Raw genomic sequence first — 1,298 nt, forward strand, 5'->3', positions numbered from 1 at the left:
GGGCTGCGGACGGGCGTGGCAGCAGGACGGGGACGGCGGCCGGGTGAGCGGCGGCGGGTTGCGCGGCGGCGGTCGCGGCCTGCCTGCGCTTGCGGCGGGACTTGATCGCGGCGCGTTCCGGGGCGGCGACGGGGGCGGGGGCCTCGGCGCGGCGCCAGACGCGGGCCACGATGACGACCTCGCGGGGCTCGCGGATCGGGGTGAGGCGGCACCAGGTGCGGGGCTCGGCGAGGTAGCGGCTCTGCGAGATCAGCAGTTCGGTGAGGCGCTTGCCCTCGATGACGGGACGGGTGGCCAGCCAGGTCAGGACGCCCGGCGGGACGATGTACAGCACGTGCCAGGGCGACTCGAAGGGGATGCCCGCGAATCTGAGCATGAGGATCCAGGGCACGAACACACCGAGGAACACGCCGATCTGGACGAGCGGCAGCGGCATGGGCAGCCGCAGGTCGTACAGCTTGTACAGCCGTTTCTCGATGCGCCAGATGTTCGTGTACGTGGGTAGATCCACGCCCCTACTCCCCTGTCTGCGCGAGCACGGGTCCGCCTGCCGATCCTCCGTCCGGGGTCAGGAGACGTCCACGCCGAGGGCCCTGGCTATCGCCTTGGCCGTGGTCTCGATGATGTTGGGCACGTAGAAGACCACCCCGATTCCGATCGCCAGCACGATGAATTGGACGAAACGCGTGATCTCGCGGGTGAACAGGAAGAAGATCGCAACAATGGAGACGATCACCAGGAAGAGCGGACCGAAGATCTGACGCAGCCAATCGGCGAGCTGATCGGTCTGGAGTTCGTCGTCCGGCGCCGCCAGGATTTCATGGGGAATCGACGCCATGATGTGGTGCAGCATCGACTGACTACCTTCCTCGGTCGGCGGGTCGGCTGGGGGGTGCTTTCGTCAAATCGCGGCCTCTCATGATGCGCTCGGTTCCGTGGTGCCGCGGATATCGCGCACGAGCCAGGTCGTGCCCTTCTTGACCATGGTGAGCCGGTAGGTCTGGTCCAGCTCACCGCCGCCGCCCTGGGCGAGCTGCCATACGACCGTCGCGGTGACGGTGCGCTCGCCCGCGGACCCCTTCGGCGCCACGACCTCCTTGACCTGCATGAAGCGGACGGTGTTGGCGAGGCCGGCGATGGTCGTCCCGTCGGAGGAGAAGCGGGACAGGGCCGCCTGGTTGCCGGTCGCGTACTCCTGGAAGAACGTTCCGAGGAACGGCTGGAGTTCGCTTTCGAGCGCGGTGTCGCGGTCTTGGACACCGCTCTGGGGAAGCTTGGCCTTGGTCGGCGGGGGAAGG

The 1,298-nt window shown here is 68.0% G+C and carries 3 protein-coding genes; all 3 read right to left on the reverse strand.

Annotated elements, in window-relative coordinates; translation table 11 throughout:
* Positions 1–511, reverse strand: a 511-nt coding sequence (locus E1287_RS43245) for a conjugal transfer protein (RefSeq protein WP_131971957.1), incomplete at its 3' end; no start/stop codon positions are given.
* Positions 512–568: 57 nt separating this feature from the next.
* Positions 569–838: a hypothetical protein gene (locus E1287_RS43250; RefSeq protein WP_230421549.1), complete on the reverse strand. Its 270-nt coding sequence runs from the start codon at positions 836–838 to the stop codon at positions 569–571.
* Positions 839–916: 78 nt separating this feature from the next.
* On the reverse strand, positions 917–1,298 hold a 382-nt coding region (locus E1287_RS43255; RefSeq protein WP_131971961.1), incomplete at its 5' end, for a conjugal transfer protein.

Origin of the sequence: Actinomadura sp. KC06 (assembly GCF_004348735.1) — a bacterium.
GTDB lineage: Bacteria > Actinomycetota > Actinomycetes > Streptosporangiales > Streptosporangiaceae > Spirillospora.